This is a genomic window from Mycobacterium sp. NGS56, assembly GCF_059812425.1.
Map to the genome: position 1 here is coordinate 263305 of NZ_JCALCQ010000003.1, position 20513 is coordinate 283817.

At 62.8% G+C, this 20513-nt stretch carries 19 protein-coding genes and 2 pseudogenes; 9 read left to right on the top strand and 12 right to left on the bottom strand.

The window, feature by feature from the left end; all coding sequences use genetic code 11:
* Positions 1–245: 245 nt before the first annotated feature.
* From acsA to AC5Y4F_RS11435, 5 genes are read left to right on the top strand one after another with little or no spacing between them, the layout of a single operon-like run.
* A complete protein-coding gene (gene acsA / locus AC5Y4F_RS11415) occupies positions 246–2045 on the top strand; it encodes an acetate--CoA ligase (protein WP_067932226.1) in 1800 nt (599 codons plus the stop codon).
* Complete coding sequence (pdhA, locus tag AC5Y4F_RS11420) at positions 2042–3013, top strand: pyruvate dehydrogenase (acetyl-transferring) E1 component subunit alpha (RefSeq protein ID WP_067932228.1); 972 nt, start codon at positions 2042–2044, stop codon at positions 3011–3013. The genes acsA and pdhA overlap by 4 nt, the downstream gene beginning before the upstream one ends.
* Positions 3010–3987: an alpha-ketoacid dehydrogenase subunit beta gene (locus AC5Y4F_RS11425; RefSeq protein WP_067932230.1), complete on the top strand. Its 978-nt coding sequence runs from the start codon at positions 3010–3012 to the stop codon at positions 3985–3987. The genes pdhA and AC5Y4F_RS11425 overlap by 4 nt, the downstream gene beginning before the upstream one ends.
* Entirely contained in the window at positions 3984–5198 is a 1215-nt protein-coding gene (locus AC5Y4F_RS11430; protein WP_499996764.1) for a dihydrolipoamide acetyltransferase family protein, read from the top strand. Before AC5Y4F_RS11425 ends, AC5Y4F_RS11430 begins: the two co-directional genes overlap by 4 nt.
* Before the next feature lie 6 nt (positions 5199–5204).
* A complete protein-coding gene (locus AC5Y4F_RS11435) occupies positions 5205–5459 on the top strand; it encodes an acyl carrier protein (protein WP_067932234.1) in 255 nt (84 codons plus the stop codon).
* Between the two features lie 50 nt (positions 5460–5509).
* On the opposite strand, the gene AC5Y4F_RS11440 is transcribed toward AC5Y4F_RS11435, so the two are convergent.
* Positions 5510–8275, bottom strand: coding sequence for a cation-translocating P-type ATPase (locus AC5Y4F_RS11440; protein WP_499997064.1), 2766 nt, complete (start codon positions 8273–8275; stop codon positions 5510–5512).
* 371 nt (positions 8276–8646) lie between these two features.
* On the opposite strand from AC5Y4F_RS11440, the gene AC5Y4F_RS11445 reads away from it, so the two are divergent.
* Together AC5Y4F_RS11445 and AC5Y4F_RS11450 are read left to right on the top strand one after the other, a co-directional pair.
* A complete protein-coding gene (locus AC5Y4F_RS11445) occupies positions 8647–9078 on the top strand; it encodes a hypothetical protein (RefSeq protein WP_082947512.1) in 432 nt (143 codons plus the stop codon).
* A gap of 262 nt (positions 9079–9340) precedes the next feature.
* Positions 9341–9748 (top strand): annotated as a pseudogene (locus tag AC5Y4F_RS11450) (universal stress protein); the annotation flags it as partial.
* 14 nt (positions 9749–9762) lie between these two features.
* On the opposite strand, the gene AC5Y4F_RS11455 reads toward AC5Y4F_RS11450, so the two are convergent.
* The 3 genes from AC5Y4F_RS11455 to AC5Y4F_RS11465 form a co-directional block, all read right to left on the bottom strand.
* Positions 9763–10557 (bottom strand): universal stress protein, encoded by a 795-nt coding sequence (locus AC5Y4F_RS11455; RefSeq protein WP_499996766.1) that lies wholly within the window; start codon positions 10555–10557, stop codon positions 9763–9765.
* Between the two features lie 61 nt (positions 10558–10618).
* Entirely contained in the window at positions 10619–11797 is a 1179-nt protein-coding gene (locus tag AC5Y4F_RS11460) for a site-2 protease family protein (protein ID WP_499996768.1), read from the bottom strand.
* Between the two features lie 88 nt (positions 11798–11885).
* Positions 11886–12317 carry a CBS domain-containing protein gene (locus AC5Y4F_RS11465; RefSeq protein WP_499996770.1) on the bottom strand — a complete coding sequence of 144 codons (432 nt, stop codon included), beginning with the start codon at positions 12315–12317 and terminating at the stop codon, positions 11886–11888.
* 148 nt (positions 12318–12465) lie between these two features.
* Here AC5Y4F_RS11465 and AC5Y4F_RS11470 point away from each other — a divergent pair.
* Positions 12466–12573: pseudogene (locus tag AC5Y4F_RS11470) on the top strand (Hsp20/alpha crystallin family protein); the annotation flags it as partial.
* Positions 12574–12654: 81 nt separating this feature from the next.
* On the opposite strand, the gene AC5Y4F_RS11475 reads toward AC5Y4F_RS11470, so the two are convergent.
* From AC5Y4F_RS11475 to AC5Y4F_RS11495, 5 genes are all read right to left on the bottom strand, one after another.
* Entirely contained in the window at positions 12655–13332 is a 678-nt protein-coding gene (locus AC5Y4F_RS11475; RefSeq protein ID WP_067932243.1) for a hypothetical protein, read from the bottom strand.
* Between the two features lie 128 nt (positions 13333–13460).
* Positions 13461–13799, bottom strand: a complete 339-nt coding sequence (locus AC5Y4F_RS11480) for a hypothetical protein (RefSeq protein WP_499996772.1) — start codon at positions 13797–13799, stop codon at positions 13461–13463.
* 123 nt (positions 13800–13922) lie between these two features.
* The gene (locus AC5Y4F_RS11485) at positions 13923–15332 is read right to left on the bottom strand and encodes a wax ester/triacylglycerol synthase family O-acyltransferase (RefSeq protein WP_499996773.1); all 1410 of its coding nucleotides are present in this window, start codon (positions 15330–15332) and stop codon (positions 13923–13925) included.
* 11 nt (positions 15333–15343) lie between these two features.
* Entirely contained in the window at positions 15344–16597 is a 1254-nt protein-coding gene (locus tag AC5Y4F_RS11490; protein WP_067932247.1) for an alpha/beta hydrolase family protein, read from the bottom strand.
* Between the two features lie 314 nt (positions 16598–16911).
* Positions 16912–17151, bottom strand: coding sequence for a flavodoxin domain-containing protein (locus AC5Y4F_RS11495; RefSeq protein ID WP_156749968.1), 240 nt, complete (start codon positions 17149–17151; stop codon positions 16912–16914).
* Between the two features lie 248 nt (positions 17152–17399).
* Between AC5Y4F_RS11495 and AC5Y4F_RS11500 the strand changes: the two genes are divergently transcribed.
* Complete coding sequence (locus tag AC5Y4F_RS11500; RefSeq protein WP_499996776.1) at positions 17400–19268, top strand: AMP-dependent synthetase/ligase; 1869 nt, start codon at positions 17400–17402, stop codon at positions 19266–19268.
* 106 nt (positions 19269–19374) lie between these two features.
* On the opposite strand, the gene AC5Y4F_RS11505 is transcribed toward AC5Y4F_RS11500, so the two are convergent.
* From AC5Y4F_RS11505 to AC5Y4F_RS11515, 3 genes are all read right to left on the bottom strand, one after another.
* Positions 19375–19659, bottom strand: coding sequence for a dsRBD fold-containing protein (locus tag AC5Y4F_RS11505; RefSeq protein ID WP_067932252.1), 285 nt, complete (start codon positions 19657–19659; stop codon positions 19375–19377).
* Between the two features lie 32 nt (positions 19660–19691).
* The gene (locus tag AC5Y4F_RS11510) at positions 19692–19964 is read right to left on the bottom strand and encodes a DUF1918 domain-containing protein (RefSeq protein WP_067932254.1); all 273 of its coding nucleotides are present in this window, start codon (positions 19962–19964) and stop codon (positions 19692–19694) included.
* 128 nt (positions 19965–20092) lie between these two features.
* On the bottom strand, positions 20093–20476 hold the full coding sequence (locus AC5Y4F_RS11515; RefSeq protein ID WP_067932256.1) for a SpoIIAA family protein: 384 nt from the start codon (positions 20474–20476) through the stop codon (positions 20093–20095).
* Positions 20477–20513 lie beyond the last annotated feature (37 nt).

Below are 20513 nucleotides of genomic sequence, written 5' to 3' on the forward strand. Positions count from 1 at the left end.
GTCCTTTCCGGTACGACCTTCTGACGCATGGGCAACCGACGCAAGGGTCCTAGGTCCCCACAGTCGAGTCCTTGGACTCCGCTGACGGTGATGCCGCGGGGGACAAAAGGACGAACGCGGTCTTCCGATGACTTTCGTCTCTATTGCGGCGGGCGGCGTGGGGAAACGATGAAGGCACCCACGCGACGACAAGGACACTCCCATTCCTAGCTGTCGCCAGTCGGTCAGAATTTTAGGACTTCGGCATGGAAGTAATACACAAAGACCTCCACGAATTCGGCGTCCAGCCGAACCTCACGAACTACGAGGAGGCTTGCGCGCGATTCCAGTGGTCCGATGTGCCGCAATTGTGCGAAGGCATGGGTCCCGGTAAGTGCAATATCGCCTACGCCGCCGTCGAACGGCACGCGGCCGGCGCGACTGCCAGCCGCACCGCGTTCCGCTTCATCACCAATAAGGGCTGGGATGGAGCGATCGCGACACGAGATCTCAGCTATGCCGAACTCGGCCGGTTCTCCCGACGATTCTCCGCCGTATTACGCTCGCTGGGCATCAACAGGGGCAATCGGGTATTCACGATCATGGATCGCTGCCCCGAGCTCTACATCACGGTCATGGGCGCGCTACGCAACGGCAGCATCGTCTCGCCCTTGTTTTCAGCGTTCGGACCAGAGCCGATCGTGACACGGATAGACATCGGGCAAGCCGATGTGCTCGTGACCACCCGAACGATTTACCAACGAAAGATCGCGAAGATTCGTCATCGACTCCCATCGGTCCGGCACATCTTGCTGGTCGACGAAAACCGAGCTGACCTACAGCTACCTGGAACACTCAATTTCTGGCACTGGATGGACGCCGCCGACGAGAATGCGCCCGTCGAGCCCACCACCGCTGACGATCCGGCGCTGCTGCACTTCACCAGCGGCACCACCGGAACACCGAAAGGAGCGATCCACGTCCACGGTGCCGTGGCGATGCACTACGTCACCGGCCTGTACGCCCTTGACCTACATTCCGACGACACCTATTGGTGCACAGCGGATCCCGGTTGGGTTACCGGGACCTCCTACGGGATCATCAGCCCGCTCTTGCACGGCATCACCTCGATTGTCGACGAAGCCGATTTTGATGCCGAGCGTTGGTACGGAATCCTGCAGGATCAAGGGGTTTCGGTTTGGTACACGGCACCCACCGCGATCAGGATGCTGATCAAAGCGGGCCCCGAACTGCCGGCGCGCTACAGTTTCCCGCGGCTGCGCTTTATCGCCAGCGTGGGTGAGCCGCTGAACCCCGAGGCAGTGAAGTGGGGAAAGCGGGTGCTGGGCTTGCCGATCCACGACAATTGGTGGCAGACGGAAACGGGCGGCATCATGATCGCCAATACCCCGGCATTCGACATCAAACCAGGTTCGATGGGCCGACCTCTTCCCGGAGTGGACGCATGTATCGTGCGCCATAACGATGACGATGCGATTTCAGTCATCGACCAACCCGGCGTCGAGGGCGAGCTCGCGCTCAAACCAGGCTGGCCGTCGATGTTCCGCGGCTACCTGAACGCCGAGGAGCGATATCGGAAGTGCTTCGTGGACGATCTCTACTTAACCGGAGACCTCGCGAAGAAGGATACCGACGGGTATTTCTGGTTCCTCGGACGCAAAGACGACGTGATCAAGTCAGCGGGACATCTGATCGGCCCGTTCGAGGTCGAAAGCGCCCTGACCGATCATCCGGCGGTGGCGGAAGCGGCGGTCATCGGTAAGCCCGATCCGACGGTCGGCGAAATAGTCAAAGCCTTCGTCACGCTGAAGAATGGGATGGTCGGCGACGAGGACCTGCGCCTGGAACTGATAGGCCACGCCCGCAAACGGCTGGGGGCTACGGTGGCGCCGAAGGAGCTCGAATTCGTCGATTCGTTGCCGCACACCAGCAGCGGCAAAATCATGCGGCGGCTGTTGAAGGCTCGTGAGCTGGGTCTGCTTGAGGGCGATACCTCCACCGTCGAACAACACCCTGATCGCGACGCCGAGGGGGTGCCGTCGTGACTGATACCAAGTTGGCTTACGAACTCCTGTCGGATATGGTCCGCGTCCGTCGCATGGAAGAAAAATGCGCGGAACTGTACAGCGCGGCCAAGATTCGCGGCTTCCTGCATCTCTATGTCGGTGAAGAGGCCGTCGCCGCCGGGTCGTTGCGCGCGCTGGCCGACGACGACGCGGTAGTCGCGACCTACCGTGAGCATGCGCACGCGCTGCTGCGCGGGATTCCTATGACCGCAATCATGTCCGAGATGTTCGGCAAGCAGCAAGGGTGCTCGCGCGGCCGCGGCGGGTCGATGCACTTATTCAGTGCATCCAAGCGGTTCTACGGCGGGAATGCGATAGTTGCGGGTGGCTTGCCGCTTGCGGTGGGAATCGCGCTCGCCGACGCGATGCTGCAGCAGAAGCGGGTGACCGCATGCTACTTCGGCGACGGCGCGGTCGCGGAGGGGGCATTCCATGAGTCGCTGAATATGGCCGCTTTGTGGAATCTGCCGGTGCTGTTCTGTTGCGAAAACAACCTTTACGCGATGGGCACCGCGTTGGATCGGGCGCAGTCGCAGACGGATCTCACCGTCAAGGCGGCGGCGTACCGGGTCCCGACCCTCGCCGTCGACGGCATGGATGTCGAGGCGTGCCATACCGCTGCGCAACAAGGTGTCGACCACGTCCGCGATACCGGCGGCCCCTTTTTTATCGAGTTCCGCACCTACAGGTTTCGAGCCCATTCCATGTTCGATCCCGAACTGTATCGAGACAAAGGCGAGGTGCAACGCTGGCGCAAACGCGATCCGATTCAGGCGTTCACCAAAAAGTGTGTGGCCGACGGAACGCTGTCCAAGGGCGACCTACGTGAAATCGAAGATGCGGCCGCCGCCGAAATCGAGGACGCGGTGACCTTCGCCGAGGCGGGGACTTGGGAGGACGTGGTCGATCTCGAGCGCGACGTGCTGACACCGGCAGGTTCGCAATGAAAACCAGCTACCGGACGGCGGTTCACGATGCCATTCGCGACGCTTTGCAAAAGGACCCGCGCGTTGTGCTGATGGGTGAAGACGTCGGACGGTACGGGGGAACATACGCGGCGTCCAAGGGCCTTTTGGAGGAATTCGGTCCGGAGCGGGTGCGTGATACTCCGCTGTCCGAACTCGGCTTTGTCGGAATCGGAATCGGGGCGGCCCTCAACGGACTTCGGCCGATCGTCGAGGTCATGACGGTGAATTTCAGCCTGTTGGCGCTCGACCAGATAGTCAATACCGCTGCCGCACTTCGCCATATGTCAGGTGGGCAGTTCTCTGTGCCTCTGGTGGTCCGAATGGCGACCGGCGCCGGTCGCCAGCTTGCCGCCCAACACTCGCACAGCCTCGAGTCCTGGTATGCCCATATCCCGGGTATCAAGGTGGTAGCACCGGCCACGGTTGAGGATGCCTACGGCATGCTCGGAACAGCGCTGGCCGATCCGGACCCGGTAGTGATCTTCGAGCACGTTCAGCTCTACAACACGTCATCCGATGTCGATGCATTTGCCAGTACCGATATTGCCCGGGCAGCGGTCCGCCGCACCGGCAACGACGCAACACTCGTAGCCTATGGCGGCTGCCTAGGCAAGGCGCTCGACGCTGCGAACGAGTTGTCGCTGGCCGGCATCGACTGCGAAGTTGTGGACCTGCGGGTTCTGCGACCGCTCGACGATGCCACCATACTCGAGTCGGTCCGTAAAACACATCGCGCCGTCGTCGTCGACGAAGCCTGGCGCACAGGCAGTCTGGCTGCTGAAGTCATGGCGCGCGTGATGGAGGGGGCTTTCTATGACCTCGATGCCCCTGTCGTCAGGGTCTGCAGCGCCGAGGTCCCCATGCCCTACGCAAAGCACCTGGAACAGGCGGCACTCCCCCAGACCGCCAAGATCGTCACGGCCGTACAGAGTCTGTTCGGTGAGCAGTCGTGATCGACTTCAAGATGCCCTCATTGGGCTCAGACATGGACGAGGGCACCCTTAACGAATGGTTGATCAAGCCCGGCGACAAGGTGACCCGCGGCCAGATCGTGGCCGTCGTCGAAACCACCAAAGCCGCAGTAGAAGTCGAATGTTGGCAAGAGGGAACAGTAAACGAGCTGCTCATCCCGATCGGCGAAACCGTGCAGGTGGGAACGACTTTGGCCACGCTGCTGGCACCGGGCGAACGTGCGGATAAGCGGCCGCGGGCCGCAACGAAGCACCGGCCCGCGAACAAAGGTCCCGCAAAGCCGGCGTCCGCATCGTCGATGAAGCCGTCGGCGCCTGTCAGTGCCGCTACCGCGCATCGGCGCTGGGTTTCGCCCGCTGCGCGGCGGCTGGCGCTATCGCTGCACGTCGATCTCGATGCGGTGAGGGGCACCGGACCCCAGGGTGCCGTGACCATCAGCGACGTCGAGCACGCGGCGGCGGTTGCCGAACCAGTCCGCCAACCGGCGGCCAAGCCGGCGGCCACGGCCACGGCGGCCGATCGCGCGGCCCAGATGCGTAAGTCGATTGCGGCCGCGATGAGCCGCTCTAAGCGGGAGATCCCGCACTACTACCTTGCCGAGGAGATTGTTCTGGAGAAGTCGCTGTCCTGGCTGACCACACGCAATGCGCAGCGGTCGATCGATGAACGGGTACTGCCCGCCGTGTTGTTGTTGAAGGCCGTCGGCATCGCGGCGCAGCGGTTCGCGGAGTTCAACGGATTCTGGCGAGAGGACGGCTTCGAACCCGCGGCCGGGGTGCATGTCGGGGTGGGGATCTCGCTGCGCGGTGGTGGTCTGGTCGCCCCGGCTATTCACGACGTTCCGGAGAAAAAACTGGACGAATTGATGGACGACCTAACCGATCTGGTGGCACGGGCGCGGTCGTTCTCGCTACGGAGTTCGGAAATGTCGGACCCCACCATCACCGTCACCAATCTCGGCGAGAAAGGCGTCGATGCGGTGTTCGGAGTCATCTATCCGCCGCAGGTCGCCATCGTCGGCTTCGGCCAGCCCGTGAAGCGGGTATGCGTCATCGACGAGGGAATCCGAGTCGTCACCACCGTGCAATCCACACTGGCCGCCGACCATCGTGCAAGCGATGGTCACCGTGGTGCGCTGTTCCTCGGCGCAATTGACGAGTTGCTCCAGCAACCCGATCTCCTGGAGAAGTGATGTGCCATGACCGATGAAATACGTGCTGTGGTCTTGTCTGTGCTGACATCCATTGCACCCGAAGTCGAACCCGACGATATCGACGATGACGTCCTGCTACGAGAACAGGTCGACCTCGATTCCATGGACTGGCTGAGCTTTCTGCGCGGTATTCATCGGCGGTTGAACGTCGACATACCGGAGACGGACTACGCCTCGCTCCGCACGTTGGCGGACGTGGTGGGCTACGTCGAACAGAACGCGTCTAAAGCCCCCCACTGATCACAGCCCCCCGAAGGGACGGTTGCCTTACCGCGTGCTGAGCCGATTGGCTACGTGTCGCGATGCCGCTTCCTGAGCAGGTAACGCATGAATTCATCGGCCCCCCAGACGATCACCGGATATGCCGGCAGTAGAAGGAGATCAGAAGGAGGTAGCGGGGCGGTTCCCAGCAGGGTTTGCATAGGCGGTGCGTAAACGAACAGGGCGGCCAGTAAAATTTCGGCGGCAATGCCGGCCAGTAGGTACCGGTTCGTGAAGACGCCGACCGACCGTAGCGAGGCGCGTTGGGTTCGCACCGCAAAAGCCGTTCCGACCTGACCGGCCATCATGCCCAAGAATGTCATCGTGGTGGCCTGGCGATAGGCGTGGTACAGCGGGGCACCTCCGTATACGGGCATGCCCGGCTGCCACCCCGCCTTCAACAACACGTAGAAGAAGCCGACCATTTGCAGCGTCGCGACGATGCCTCCGAGAAACAGCCAGGCTCGGGCCAACATCGGGCCGCGAATCACGCCCTGGGTGCGGGGGCGCGGCGGGCGGACCATTATGCCCGGTTCGGCGGGTTCGCGACTCAGTGATAGTGCGGGCAGTGTCTCGCTGCCTACGTCGAAAGCCAAGATCTGCATGATCGTGATCGGCAGTGGTATCGATCCGCCGCTGACGGCAAATAACAAGAACGGCACCGTTTCTGGCGTCGCATGAGCGAAGATGTAGACGATGAACTTGCGCACGTTGTCATAGATGCGCCGGCCGGCATGCACAGCGGTGACAATGGTGCTGAAATTGTCGTCGACGAGCACCATCGTCGCGGCTTCTCGAGCGACGTCGGTGCCGGACTTGCCCATCGCCACACCGATGTCTGCGCAGCGCAACGCTGGGGCGTCGTTGACGCCGTCGCCGGTCATGGCGACCACGTGCCCACCGTCGTGCAGTGCCTCAGCAATGTGCAATTTGGCTTCCGGAGAAGCCCGGGCAAAGATCACCTCGGGGTTGTCCTGAATCAGCGCCGCGAGTTGGGCCTCGCTGAGCCGGTCGAATTGATCACCGGTCACCACGGTGGGATGCTCACCCGTAATGCCGACGCGTTGGGCGATGGCTTTCGCGGTCAGTGGGTGGTCGCCGGTGATCACAATGATGCGGATCCCGGCCGTCCGGCACTGGGCGACCGAGTCGGCGACACCCGCACGTGGCGGATCCAGCAGCGCGAGCAGGCCGGTGAAGCACAGGTCGCGCTCCGCATCGGTACGGCGTTGCGGTTGCGGTTCGTCGATGTTCAGCTCGCGCGATGCGAAAGCGAGCACACGCAAACCTTCGGCGGCGAATGCATTGACGGCCGCCTCGACTTCCCCGCGCCCAGCAGCGTCGAGTGTTACCGGATGGCCGTCGCTGTTAAGAACGCGATTGCATATCGACAACACCGCTTCCGGGGCACCCTTGGTGTGAACCACGCATGGCTGATCGGGCATTTGGTCGACGGTCGACATCAGCTTCAGTTCGGGATCGAAGTGAAATTGACAGCGGCGCTGCGTGTCTCGACAACGGTGATCGGGGTCTGCGCCCAACGCGTGAGCGGCCATCAGGATGGCGATCTCGGTCGGGTCTCCGGTCGGATCACCCCCGTGGTTCAGGCGCGCGTTGTTGCAGCTGACCGCGGCCGCGGCCAACGACCGCACAGACGCGGAGTCGGCTGTACAACCCTCGTCGCCCAGCTCAACTCGTTGCCCCGGTACCCAAGCGGCGACCGGTACCATTCGGTTCTCGGTCAGAGTGCCGGTTTTGTCCGTGCAGATCACGTCGGTCGAACCCAACGTTTCCACCGCGGAGAGGCGCTTGACGAGAGCGCCACGGCCCGCCAATTGCCGCACCGCCACCGCGAGCGCCAGCGTTATCACCGGCAGCAGACCTTCTGGCACCATCCCGGCCAGCAGGCCGGCAGCAAACACCAGCGAATTGATCAGGGTCAGGTGCGCAGCCAGGGTCGCCACCGGGATGAAGGACAGCGCCAGCATCACCGATACCGCCGCTATCAGCCAGGCGACCCGACGGACCTGATGCTCCAACGGGCTCTGATCGGGCTTGACTCGCTCGGATAACGCCGCGATGCGGCCGATCTCGGTCGCCATGCCGGTCGCGAACGCCACTCCGCGCGCTTCGCCGGCGGTGCAGCTGCTGCCGCTGAACACCAACTCATGCGCGGACAACAGCGGCACATTAGCTTCCGCCATGGCCGCTGAGCGCAGCACCGGCACGGATTCCCCAGTCAACGCAGACATGTCGACCCCGACGGCACCGTCGAGCAGCCGGATATCTGCGGCGATGCGGTCCCCCTCCCGAATCAACACGATGTCACCGGGCACTAGCCGGGTCGCGTCGACTTCGGCTATCTTTCCGTCGCGTTCGACGGTGGCGTGCTGCGGCAGAAACTTTGCGAGTTCTTGCACCGCCCGCTCGGCTTGCAGCTCCTGAACGAATGAAAACGCCGCATTCAGCGCGATGATCAATACGACCGCGGTGGCAACGACATTCGAATCGACGATCAGCAGCAGTCCAGCCGCCAACCACAACAGCAGGGCCAGCGGATGGGTGAACTGGCGTGCCAGCTCGGCAGGCCAGTGGCGCACGCGCTGTTGCCGTAACGAATTCGGTCCGTACTGCAGCAACCGCCGCTCCGCCTCGCGGGTCGAGAGGCCCTCGCTGGTGCTGCGCAGATCCCGGAGCAGCCGATCGGCAGCCTCCTCCGGATCGAGAACCACGGTCGGAGCGGCCTGATCATCAACGGCCGTGGTGTGACTCCTGTGCGTCCTGATGTCGCTCATCCGGGCTGCCACCGCCGCAGGTTGTCGCGGGGCGGTGGGCACCTGATCAGACACGAGTCAACCTTTCTGCGGGGGCCGCAAACAACCATCTCGACGGTATTAGCGCCGCGCCGCACCGACGAGGGTCATTTGTCCTTGAGTCCCGACCAATGGTCACCACGCGAACGGGGACGGCCCCCGGTGACGGATTCACGACGAATGTCCCGATGGCGTGGGACTTCAGTCCCTCGCAGCATGTCCAGCTTGGATGCTCGAATATCGGTAAGAGATGGAAATCTCGCGCACAGTGACCTGTCACTAGCTGGATGCCAGGCGCAGCAATGGAGGTGTGAAAAATGAGTACCACGGAACAACCAGAGCTCCGCACCCGGATGTTCGCCCGCGTGCTCGGCCCGTTCTTGGTCATCTTCGCCGCCACGACCGTAGCCCGCGCATCGGAGATGCGGAAGCTACTGTCGGATTTCGAGGCCAACTCCGCGTTGCCATACGTGACAGCCGGTTTCCTGCTGCTGGCGGCCTTGGTCATTGTCGGGCTTCACCAGTACTGGCGAGGTGCGGCGGCGATCACCGTGTCGGTCGTGGGATGGGTCTTCGCGCTGCGCGCGGTATTTCTGATGGCTTTCCCGCATGCCTTCATGGGAGCCGCCGACGCCGCGATGCGCATGACCGCCCTGTGGGTGACTGTTGCCATCGTCGTCGGGCTGGTCGGGCTCTACCTGACCTATGTCGGCTGGAAGCCGGTGCCGGCTCCCCCGTCGGCGCAAGCCACGACGTCGAGCCCAGATATCCCGCGCGCTGCATGACGCGGGCGCCCGGATAGTTCGCAGTCCACAGCCGCCACCTGGAAACGCTGGACGCCGCAGCGGCCCGTGAGTTGGCGACGGCGCTGGCCGATGCCGCCGACGAGATCGAGGGACTCAATTGAGCCGCTCAGGACAATCGCCGGCGGCGACCCGGCACGAGTACGCGCGAACTGCCAATCCGATTCAGCACCAGCACGCCAAGCACCTGCGACTAGGGGTCAGGTGATGTCATCGGGAAACGCATCGTTGGGCATCGTGGCCTGCCTCAGAGCTGGCGACCGCGTTGGCTTTCGACGAAGCTTCGTGGAGGAACGTCGGGCTGCTCGCACTACACGCATGGGCCGATACCAACGTCGCGGAGTGGCCCGAAATCGATTGGCCGACAACACTGTCAATGGCCGAAGAGGCGTTGGCCGAGCGTTTGGCCGGCTGGCAGGAACGATATCCCGATGTGCAGGTCGATCGCATCGTCGTGCGCGACACGCCGGCACGGCAACTCGTCCAGCGGTCCGAAGGTGCCCAACTCGTAGTGGTGGGCAGCCGTGGCCGTGGCGAATTTGCCAAATTACTGGTGGGTTCGGTCGGCGAGGCGGTCAGCCAGATGGCGCGGGTGCCAACAATTGTGGCGCGTAAATCGCCGGCCCAGTTCCCAGCCGGCGGGGATTGGTGAAGGCGGTTTCGTCGCTAACCGCGAACGACAAGCACCGAGCAATCTGGGTGGCGAAACAGCGGATGTCCGGTGGGACCGACGAGCCGCGCCAGCTGATGGGCCTCCGAAGCACCGATCACGGCGAGCTGGACTCGTTCACCATTCGTCCGTAAGAAGCTGGCAATCTCGTCCTTGGTCGTGATCGGGTACACGCGCACCTCGGGATGACGCTTCCGGCACTCCTTTACGCGGCGCTCGAATGCGCCGTCCGCATCCTCGGTGAGTTCCTCGGGTCGACAACCCAGAACGAGCATTGGTGCCCTGCGCAGGTGTGCTTCCCGGGCGGCGCGTTCGATGACGACGTCGTCATTGGGAGCGTCGGTCATCCGGACCACAACCCAGTTGATCTCCGGCGCCGGCCGGTCGGACTCGGTGCGCACAACCGCTACCGGACAATGTGCATTTTCGGCGAGGTCAGTTGCCGTGGAGCCCAGCAGCGAACGCGCATAGCGGCCGATCCCTACCGAGCCGACGCAGACCATGTCGGCGTCGCGCGACGCTTCGATCAGAGCCACACCCGCCGGCCCACGCGGGATCTCCGTTTCGACGGTTACGCCTTTGCCGCTGGCGACTATCGCATCTCGTGCTTGGTTGAGTGAACTTTCGGCGTGAGCGAGATCGCGCGCGTATTCGTCCGGCGAGATATGCGTCGGTGCGATGACCGAGATCAACCGCAACGGCACAGCGCGACTCTTTGCTTCATCGACAGCCCACAACGCGGCCGTGACCGCCGCCTGTGAACCGTCGATACCCACGATGACCGCTTTCATCGCCCGCACACCTGCGATGCCGTCCGAAACCGCGTTCGATCACGCCCAGGTAACCTAATCATCATGCCCCTGAATGCTTTTCGATTTTCCGAGCATGCGCGTCCTGACCTGGACTCGGGTGGGCGAGCCGGTAAACCTCAATCAAGCGTGCGAGGTCGCTTGGCGTAATGATGCCCACGACTCTGCCGCCATCAACGACCAGGGCACGGCTGCAGGGACCGGCCGCCGCCAATCGTTCGATGACCGCGCTGAGCGACTCGAAGGGCGCCGCCGTCGGCACTCGGTCCAGCGGCAGCGCTATGTCGCGCACCATCGTCGCGGCACGGCGGCCGGGCGCGACCGCCCGTAGCTGCCTCAACGTGACCAGCCCCAGGATCGAACCGTCGCGGTCGGCGACCGGGTATGCCGAGTGCGGGGCACCGAGTAGATACCGTTCAATGAATTCCTCCACCGTAACCTCGCCGGGAGCCGAACGCGGGTTCGCCGTCATCGCGTCGGCGACGCGCACTCCGGCCAGTGCCTGACGCGTCGTCACTTGTAGCTCTTCCTCGCGCGCGGCAGAAAAGATGAACCAGCCGATGAACGCCAGCCAGACGCCGCTGACAAGGCCACCTACCAGAAACTCTGCCAATCCCAACACGATCAAGATGACCGCGACGACGCGCCCGGCGTGCGCCGCGCCGACCACGGCGCGCACGCTGTCGCCGTACCGGCGCCACAAATAAGCACGCACCAAGCGGCCGCCATCCAGGGGCGCGCCGGGCAGCAGATTGAACAGCCCCAACACGAGGTTGATCACCGCAAGCCACCAAACAACGCTGACGGCAATGGCTCCGGCGCGGGCCACGGACAGTTCTGCGGCCAACGCAGCAAATACCGCCGATAAGGCGAGGCTGGTTGCCGGGCCCACGATCGCAATCCGAAAAGCCGCCTTGGGCGTTTTCGCCTCACCTTGCAGGGTCGTCACGCCGCCGAACAACCATAGCGTCACATCCCCCACGCGAACTCCCATACGGCGGGCGACAACAGCATGCGCCAGTTCGTGCGCCAGCAGCGATCCCAGCAGAACCAGCGCGCCACACGCGCCGGCTACCCAATAGATCGGTCGCGAATACCCCTTGACGGCACCGGGCAACGCGGTGGCCAGACTCCAGGTGAACAACCACAGGATCACCATCACGCTCCAGTGAACCTTGATCTCGAACCCGGCAAATCTCCCTAGCGGAACCGCATCACGCATCCCATCGCCTCCCGAGATCGTTGTCTAACAGAGTTTTCAGCGTTGCTGCCATACCCGACGGTCGAGCGAACCCGCCGTGCCGGCGCAGTCAACTGGTGATCGCCGCGGGCGAGCAGATTGCCTTGACGAACTGCACTACGGCGTGCTCCGGCAGACGCCGGGCAATATCGGCTTCGGTGACCATGCCGACAAGGCGCCGGGCCTCGACGACCGGAAGGCGCCGAATCTTGTGCTCTTCCATCATGTTGAGCATTTCCTGGACGCTCGCATCGGCAGTCACGTAGTGGACACCGTTTCGCGCCAGTTCCCCGACTGTGGTGGTGTTGGGATCCAGACCCGCTGCGAGGCCTTTGATGACGATGTCACGATCGGTCAGCATGCCGTGCAGTCGGTCGTCGTCTCCACAGATCGGTAGCGCGCCGATATCACGTGCGCGCATGTGTTGCGCTGCGACACTGAGCGTCTCGTGCTCTCCCACACAAGTCACACCGGCATTCATGATGTCACGTGCGGTGGTCATCGCATCCTCCTCGGACTGGATCGAAGTTTCCCGCCTGTTGCCGACGGTAGAGCCACCCATTTGCCGAAGCTAGGGTCGTTAGACCTCCGGTTGACTGCCAATTGACCCGCCGGCCTTGGTGGCGGCCAGGCGGTGGTTACCAGCGCAAGACGAGGGCGCCATCCGGGCCACTTACGACAAAGGCATCCTGACCGTCTCGGTCAAGGTTTCAGAGGCGGCGCCCGCAGCGAAGCACGTCCAAGTCATCACCAGATAGGTGGAGCGAAGACCGGCCTGGTGTTTCGAGCCAGAGCCCGACGCATGTGGCAGACGCGTGCTCGGCATCGCTGCGCCCGCCTCAGCCAGCACCGAGAATCGTTTGCGGCCCCATTGCGGATGTCTTGATCGATTGCTCGGCCCGGTGCTTTATTCCAAGCAACAGACCCCGGGTGCCGAAGGCTATTACGGGCCTGACAAGTTCCATAACGAACACCTCGCCGGGGTGGCGCAAGCCGATTCTGACGCGGGTGAGCAGCCGAACCCTGTCCTCCCAGTGCGGCTGAACATGAAACGACCACACTGCATTCCAGCGTTCGTCTTCTCGTGTGGCATTGAGCACCAGGTACTTTTCCGGCACGATTTCGGCAACGGTCGCCGTCACGCCATCCCGTGAACCCAACCAGCCCTCGGGAGCCAGCCACACTCGATCTCCTCTTTCGAGTTGTTGCGATTCCGGGTGTATCTGGTCGGCATCATGGCGGCACAGGCCAGCCGAATTCTTCTGCCCCGCACAGCCATAGAAACCACCTCGATCCTGGCCCATCCGCACTAGCCAGGGCCACACCGCGGCGACGGGCGCGTCAATGTATACCGCTTCAGTCGTCTGAATAGCCGGGTCGGCTACTAAGGTATCGCCCGGCAAGAGCATTTGCGACTCCGCCTTTGTCGTGCCCCAATTGCGGTAATACCGGCGCGCACCGTACAAGAACAGCAGCAGCGCCGCGGTTTCGGCGGTGCGCTTTGCCTTCATTCGCATGGTGCCAGTCTGGCTGGGCGACGCCCCGGCTGCCAGGGCCAATAGTCCCCGCGTCGGGCGGAATGATCGCCAGCTCATGTCCCGCCGAAATAGATCCGCGCTGGCGCAATCTACGACATCCGCTCAACTCAGCCGCGTCGTTCTGATGGCAGATAACGCTTCTCCACCGCGTCCACGAGCTGGTCGCGGATGCGTTCCAAATCGGCAGCGCGGTGGGCTTCCAGCTCGTCCTCCCAGGCTGCTACCCGCGCCGCGAGGTCTTTATCGGCGATGGTGCCCTCGAGCCAATGGGAGAAGTCGCCCCTTTCCAGGTGGTATTCCAGCACTTGCTGGTCGAGATGTCTCAACGCCTTGCAGAAGTCATGCATGGTCGCAGCCGCGGCGGTCGAGTCGCCGTCATAGGCGTGGAAGTAGAACCGCCGCTCTGGCGGGAGACGGATATCGGCGTATTTGTGGCGGTGGCGCACATGTGCGGTGCGTCGGTCCGCGACGGTGAACCCACGGGGCGGCCCCGCGCCGAAAAGCCTCTACCCGTGCCCGAATATCGGAGCGCGCCGCACCCACCATCCTGTCGCCACCCAGATGATCGCTCAGCCGTCCACTCCGACGGCGGCTTCCAGTTCGCGCAAACATTCCTCGGTCAGCGGTATCAGGGCGCTGATGTCGCGCAACACCTCGGCTCCCGCAACGAATCCGATTCCGATCCGGTCAGCGTAGGAGCACGTCGTGATGTTGAGGGCTTGACCGTCGTAGACGGTTGACACGGGATACATCTCCTCGATATGCGCACCGTTGAAATACATTTGGTCGCGAGGTCCGGGAACATGCGAAATCGGCAGGTTATATCCGGCCCGGATTTTCGGCGCCGACGGAAGCATCGGGAGAATGACCGTCGCGGCGATACTTCCCGCCGTAACCAGCAGCGACGCCGCTGAGCCGCGTTTTGACACCCAGTCCTTCCCTTCCGACATCGAGCGATGGATCATAGCCAGCCGTGCCGCCGGATCGTCCACATTGGTGCCCAGTGGACACAGCCACAGGCCGAACCTGTTGCCGTACTTCTCATTTTCCGCAGCGGGGCGGGTGTGGCCACGGACTGTGATCGGACAGATCGCCACCAATGACCGGGTGGGCAATTCCCGGCAATCCCCCAACCATCGCCGCAGGACGGCGGCCAGCACCGCATTGATCACGTCGTTGCCGGTCACCCCGGCACGCCGTTGCACTGCTTGAATACGGCTCTTAGCCCAACTGGCAGCACACACCGCACGCTCGGGGCCGAGCCGGCCGTTGAATCGTGTGTACGGAGCTCCCAGCGGCAGGACGGTCGTGTGCCTGACCAGGCTGCCGATCACGGTGGACAGCTCGCCGGTGATGACCCGTTCGATCAGGCCGGCGCCCGATGCCGCCGCATCGACCGGGAACCGAACCGCTGCGACTAGGCGGTGTAACCAGCCGGTCGACGCCGGCACCGGCGTTGAACGATGACCGAAGTCCGCATAAAAGGGTGGCATCGACCGGCACAGCGGGTCGGTGCTCAGCGCGTCGGCGATCATCTGGAAACCCGCGACGCCGTCGACGATGGTGTGGTGCACCTTGACATAGAACGCGAACTTGCCCTCTTCGAAGCCGTCTATCAGGTACGACATCCACATCGGGCGCGACCGGTCAAGGCGCTTTGCATCCAATTCGCCAATCAGTCGCCAGAAGTTATCGTGGCCCCCAGAGACCTTGCAGCGCCGGCAATGTCGACTCAGGTCGACGGTGTCGACATCACGCCAGACCCATATTCCACCGGTATCAACACCTCGATGCGGATACCTGCGAAGCCTCGGATGAATGGAGTGGTTGTCGGTGAGCGCTTCGCGATGCAGCCGATCGATGTAGTCCGGCCCGGCATCTGCCGGCGGCGACAGTATCAGCACGACACCGACATGCATGGGACTGGACACCAACTCCGCGGTAATCATCGCGGCGTCCAGCGGATTGAGGGCTCTCACCGCTTCCTCGATTACGCGGATCTGCCGCGGGGCAGCGTCGATGCGCCCAGGAGCCCGGATTGCTGTAGCGCTCCCCACACGAACCGCTGCACGGGTTGGGATCGGAAGAATCCGGTATGCCCACCGGGGTACCAGACGATTTCCGGTTTACCCCAGTGCTCCCACAGGCGAATCACCTGTTCGCGCGGATGCACGACTTGATCGGCGATGCCGGCGTAGATGAAGCGCCCTTGCATGGGGACGAGCGGAGTAAGCGACAGGGGCGACGTCATCCGCCCGATGGGTTCGGCCAACTTCATCGTGCGACGACGTGGGTCGTCGAGACTCAGGCCGGAATGGTGCCCCAGCACCGTCACCAGGTCCGCCACCGGGACACCGAGAATCGCGCAGGTGAGTCCGCTCTCGAGGCTGGCAACCAGTGCGGCGATATAACCGCCGAGCGAAAGACTGTTCAATCCGATCAGCGAATCCGGCTCCTGCAAGCGAATCCAGGACAACAGCCGCCGGATATCCCACACCGCCTGAGCGGTCGCATGAACGTCGTCAAGAACATTTTCCCCCGGAAATACTCGCCCCTTGGGCAGGCCACGCGCCCTGGGGCCGTGCATCGGAAGCACGGGCATCACGACGTTCAGCTTGAGCTCGTCGTGCAGTTTCCACGCGCGAAAAAGGGCGATATCTATTGTGCCCCGGCCCATTTCGGTGCCATGCACACACACGAGCCAGGGACGCGGTTGCGGATGGCGCAGTAAAAGTGCGTACTCACGGTTGTTCCCGGTGTACGTTCGCCACCGTTGCGCACCCGGTTCACCGGGACACGGTCGGTACCCACTGACATAGGAGAGGCGATAGAAGGAACGCCGGTATCCCCGGACGTGGCGGACTGTGAGTTCGGGCAGGGGCGGCGGTTCGGTGAAGAATTCCGTCGGATTTTGCAACCAGCCTTTGCCGCCGTAGAAGTCAAGTCCGGCGATCACCTCGCGGGTGATGTGCTCGAACACCTCGGGCCGACTGACCGGGCGGCGCGCCTTAAGTCCGGTCAAGACGATTTCGTCGCGAAAAGCCTGCGCGGCCAGAGCTAGAGTAGGGCGTGCTATCGGGAGTTGGTTTGGCGCTTGATCGAGGTAATCGCGCCACGATTGAGCGAGATACTTGCCGGTGTGGGTGAACGGCTTGATAACTCCGCCCAGGCCACTGACAGCGAGGTCCCCCCACTTGTGGGGGTTCGGTCCCTCAGATTGCCGGCTGGTGGATTCGGCGGCCATGAGGGCACGTTAATACTGACGGAATCCCGACATTAGGGGCTTACGGCCCGACGAAAGTCACCAAAGTCCTTTGCAGTTGCGGGGAAGGGGCTCAACCCGTTTGTGCAGACACACCGCAAATGCCGCGGCGCGTTCGAGGTGATCGTGGGCTGGCCGCCCCCTTTTGATGCCGCCGATGAACACGAAGGAACCAATAGTGTCCAACCTGCGGCACGAAAAAACGAATCAATCATCTCAAAACCTTTCGCTTCGAAAGGTTTCCGAAGGGGCCTGTGGTAGCTACACAATGGGACTTCGTGGGCGCCGCTGGTGAATTAGGTGCACGCGCGGACGTGATTGACGGTTGGTATATGTCGGATCAGGTTCAGCAGCCGCGGGTCGACGCTCATGTAATAGATTCCAGAACCGAAACCGATGAGGTCGTACCGGCTCAGTGTTTCGGGATCAACGGCCTCGGGCGCGACAACCTCGGCATCAAGCGTCTCGGCCATCCGATCGGCCACCTGGCGGATATTGCCGTGCGACTTGGAAGTGCAGATGATGAGCGATTTCATTGGTCTACCCCTTTCGGCGAACCATCCCATGCTGCGTGGCTCGTTCGTCGCCAGGTAAGGGCGCAAAGGCATAAGGCGCTGGGCTTTAGTCACCCGTAGTGATCTCCGCGGCGTACGCAAGCGCCATCTGGGAGGCGGCGCACAGGAGGGACGTTCGCCGACCTCCGCGTGACTTTTGCCTCTACTGGCGGGCGCGATCCGAGGGATGCACTGACAGTATTCACATCGGCACCGATTGGATTAACACCATGAAAGCAATCAGTGTTTCGGCGGAGAGGCCTGACTTCGCCAAGATCAACAATCGCGCGCCGTCGGTGGCTCACATGTTCGTCAGCCGGGTCGCTGCCACTCCACACGCCGAGGCGTTTCGATACCCACAGGACCACACCTGGGAGAGCGTGACGTGGCAGCAGGTCGGCGAACGTGTCTGCAACATCGCGGGCGGTCTCATCTCGCTGGGAATCGCACCGGAGGATCGAGTCGCGCTCGTATCCTCGACGCGCTATGAGTGGGTGATCGTCGATTTCGCAATAATGTGCGCCGGCGCCGCCACCACCACGGTGTACCCGACGACGAAGGACCGCGACACCGCCTATATCCTCGCCAATTCCGGAAGCCGGGTCGTGGTCGCCGAGAATCAGAGTCAGCTCGACAAACTGCTCGCACGCCGCGCGGAACTGCCAGACGTGGGCAAGGTGGTGTTGATCGACGGCAACGGTGACGGGGACTGGGTGATCAGCCTCGGCGAACTCGAACAGCTGGGCAAGCAATTGCTCGCCGATGCACCCGATGCCATCACGGAGCGTGTCGCAGCCATCGGTCCGGGCCAGCTCGCCAGCCTGATCTACACCTCCGGCACCACCGGGCGCCCCAAGGGCGTGCGACTGACCCACGGTGCATGGACCTACACCGCGGCGGCCATAGACGCACTCGGCATCCTGGGCCCTGACGATCTGAACTTTCTCTGGCTGCCGCTGGCGCACGCTTTTGGCAAGGTCATGCTGGCGCTGCCGCTACAGATCGGGTTTCCCACCGCTATCGACGGCCGGGTGGAGAGGATTGTCGATAACCTTGCGGTCTTACATCCGACCATCATGGGTGCGGCACCACGCATATTCGAGAAAGCCCACGCCCGTATTCAGGAGACGGTCGCCGAGCAGGGCCGGTTCCGCAGGAAGGTGTTCGACTGGTCGATCGGAGTTGGCTTGAAAGTCTCGGCCGACCGGCAGGCGGGGAAGAAACCCCCGTTAACGTCGTTGCTGGCCTACAAGATCGCGGACCGACTGGTCTTTTCTACTATCCGGCAGCGGTTCGGTGGGAGGCTGCGGTTCTTCGTCTCCGCCGCCGCCGCCCTCGACCGGGATGTCGCGCAGTGGTTCGACGCAATCGGGATTGTCGTGTTGGAGGGCTACGGACTTACCGAGACCGCCGCCGCATCGTTCATCAACCGCCCCGGCGCCTACCGTTTCGGAACGGTCGGTTGGCCGTTCCCGGCCACCGAGGCAAAGATCGCCGACGACGGCGAAATCCTACTCAGGGGACCGGGTTTGATGACGGCGTACCACGATCTACCCGATGCCACCGCCGAGGCGCTCGACCCGGACGGCTGGTTCCGCACCGGCGACATCGGGGAAATCGACGCCGACGGTTTCCTTCGGATCACCGACCGAAAAAAGGACATGTTCAAGACCTCGCAGGGTAAGTACGTGGCGCCATCGGCGATCGCCGCAAGGTTTATGGGCATCTGCCCGTATGTGAGCGAGCTCCTCGTCTACGGGGAGGCGAAGCCGTACTGTGTGGCGCTGGTAGGCCTCGATGCCGAAGCGATCACCACCTGGGCAGCCAAGAACGGTATGGCGAACAAGCCGTTCGCCGAGATCGCCCGTGACCCGAAGACTCACGACATGATCGCTGGATACCTCGACGTGCTGAATAATCAACTGAACCGCTGGGAACAGATCAAAAACTTCGTGATCGCCGAGCGGGAGCTCTCTGTAGAAGCCGGTGACCTGACGCCGAGTATGAAGCTACGTCGCAAAGCGGTCATCGAAGATTTCGCCGACCGCCTATCGGCCCTGTATGCCCGAGGCGACGAAAACCTATTGACAGCAATATGAGTCAACGAGCGGCGCCTAGGCCGCTTTTAGGAGCGGCGGTTGGCCCCGGCGCGGGATTAGCGGGACCAACCACCGCCTGCTTATGTTTCGTGACCGGCATCCGCAGTCAGCGGTGCAGGCCGGTGACCGGCTCGCGAGTACTGGCTTGAATATCGGCTGCTGTCATGGCGAACAATTGATCTGCCAGATCTGAAAGAGCCCGGGCTACGGCGAGTTCGTCACCAATCCGGCTCACCGGTTCGTCGGCAGGGTCAAGGCGTGCGAACCCGATACCGACGAGATTTGTTCCCGCCCAAGTTATCCGGGCCTTGGCGCGAGTTCGTTCCTCGCTGCGTTCTTCGATGAGCACGCCGATCTGATAAGCCTTCGTCGCTTGATGGTCAGCCCTCATCCAATTCTCCTTCCCTCACCAGCCGATGTGCTTTAGTCGGCGAACTTGTTGTCGCGGGAGATGGCCGACTGTACGGCGCCGAAGCGATCCCGGGCGCGCCGGTCAGCGTCCGCCTGTTCGGCGGCGGTCACAATGACGGCGTCCGGACCTGGGAAGACGGTCGCCTCGTGGTCGTTAGCGAGCCAGCGCACGACATACGGTGGTGCACCGTCTGATGCGTGAACTTCGGTGATCAGTCCCCGCTGGTCGGGTTGCTCGACCCTGGTGCCCTTGATCACCAGCCAGTCACCGACTTTGGCTTTCACGGCTGCTCCTTTCCTGCTGGGTTTCGTTACTGATTCCGTCGTCTGCCGGCACGCTAGGTGGCTGGAGAGGTATCGCGTCACCACCTTGCATGGCCAAAACGTCTATGGAGCCAGCCCTTTCGTCTTTATCAGGAGGCCGGTTCCGTACCTGCGGCCCACTGTGTGGCGCGCTCGAGCTGGTCGAGCCCGAACACAGCGAGCTCGCCGGGCACCATCCACGCCAGGGCATGAAGCGTATGCGCGACCCATTCCTTATCGGATACGACCGCGATTCGCCGGAACGCCGAATGGTGCGGCAGAACGGTGCCCAAACCCAACTTGAGGTCCTCGACCAGGCCGCCCGGGCCGAAGCCCTCGTAATCGGAGTCGATGACCTCTACGATCCTGATTTCACCGGCCTTCAGCGACTCTTCGATGACCGGTCTGACCTCACGCAATTCGTCACCACGCAGCCGGCCCGATACCCGGATGCCTGTCACTCCTTGCGGCATGTCTTTGAGCACCTCGATCATCGATCCTCCTTCGTTATCCGCCTAACTCTGCATTAGT

Bases quoted from the DNA above. Each gene is read 5' to 3' on its own strand.
- acsA (WP_067932226.1), top strand. From the start codon at position 246: ATGGAAGTAATACACAAAGACCTCCACGAATTCGGCGTCCAGCCGAAC.
- AC5Y4F_RS11425 (WP_067932230.1), top strand. From the start codon at position 3,010: ATGAAAACCAGCTACCGGACGGCGGTTCACGATGCCATTCGCGACGCT.
- AC5Y4F_RS11435 (WP_067932234.1), top strand. From the start codon at position 5,205: ATGACCGATGAAATACGTGCTGTGGTCTTGTCTGTGCTGACATCCATT.
- AC5Y4F_RS11440 (WP_499997064.1), bottom strand. From the start codon at position 8,275: ATGAGCGACATCAGGACGCACAGGAGTCACACCACGGCCGTTGATGAT.
- AC5Y4F_RS11445 (WP_082947512.1), top strand. From the start codon at position 8,647: ATGTTCGCCCGCGTGCTCGGCCCGTTCTTGGTCATCTTCGCCGCCACG.
- AC5Y4F_RS11455 (WP_499996766.1), bottom strand. From the start codon at position 10,557: ATGAAAGCGGTCATCGTGGGTATCGACGGTTCACAGGCGGCGGTCACG.
- AC5Y4F_RS11460 (WP_499996768.1), bottom strand. From the start codon at position 11,797: ATGCGTGATGCGGTTCCGCTAGGGAGATTTGCCGGGTTCGAGATCAAG.
- AC5Y4F_RS11465 (WP_499996770.1), bottom strand. From the start codon at position 12,317: ATGACCACCGCACGTGACATCATGAATGCCGGTGTGACTTGTGTGGGA.
- AC5Y4F_RS11475 (WP_067932243.1), bottom strand. From the start codon at position 13,332: ATGCGAATGAAGGCAAAGCGCACCGCCGAAACCGCGGCGCTGCTGCTG.
- AC5Y4F_RS11490 (WP_067932247.1), bottom strand. From the start codon at position 16,597: ATGGCCGCCGAATCCACCAGCCGGCAATCTGAGGGACCGAACCCCCAC.
- AC5Y4F_RS11495 (WP_156749968.1), bottom strand. From the start codon at position 17,151: ATGAAATCGCTCATCATCTGCACTTCCAAGTCGCACGGCAATATCCGC.
- AC5Y4F_RS11500 (WP_499996776.1), top strand. From the start codon at position 17,400: ATGAAAGCAATCAGTGTTTCGGCGGAGAGGCCTGACTTCGCCAAGATC.
- AC5Y4F_RS11505 (WP_067932252.1), bottom strand. From the start codon at position 19,659: ATGAGGGCTGACCATCAAGCGACGAAGGCTTATCAGATCGGCGTGCTC.
- AC5Y4F_RS11515 (WP_067932256.1), bottom strand. From the start codon at position 20,476: ATGATCGAGGTGCTCAAAGACATGCCGCAAGGAGTGACAGGCATCCGG.